Origin of the sequence: Thermococcus sp. LS1 (assembly GCF_012027395.1) — an archaeon.
In the GTDB taxonomy this organism is placed as follows: Archaea; Methanobacteriota_B; Thermococci; order Thermococcales; family Thermococcaceae; genus Thermococcus.
In genome coordinates this window covers 1-389 of record NZ_SNUJ01000020.1, presented here as the reverse complement: position 1 = coordinate 389, position 389 = coordinate 1, and the positions used below count along the sequence as shown (strand labels likewise).

General features: G+C 36.5%; 1 pseudogene. It reads left to right on the top strand.

What is annotated here, in order from left to right:
- A pseudogene (locus E3E26_RS11040) lies at positions 1 to 389 on the top strand (hypothetical protein); the annotation flags it as partial.

Sequence of the window (389 nt, the reverse complement as noted above, 5' to 3'; positions counted from 1 at the left end):
AAAGGACTTAAGCTAGTTGGTATAAGCGATCACATTCACTATTTCACTCCCAAAAGATTCAATACGTACATTTCTGAGATTGAGCAGATAAAGAAAGAGAGTGAAATTACTGTTCTAGCTGGAATTGAAGCTAACATTTTCATAACAGGCGTTGATATAACCAGCGAAATGGCAAAAAAGCTTGATTATGTTATTGCTTCCGCTCACGTATGGCTTGATCCTGAAGGAATTGATGCATATCTTGATTTAATTAAAATAGCAATTCAAGACGAAAATGTAGACATAATCGGACATTTTGGCAACGTTTTTCCCTATATCGGATACCCACGCTATGAGGATTATTTGGAAATTGTTGAGCTTGCTGAAGAGTACGGCAAAGCCTTTGAAAT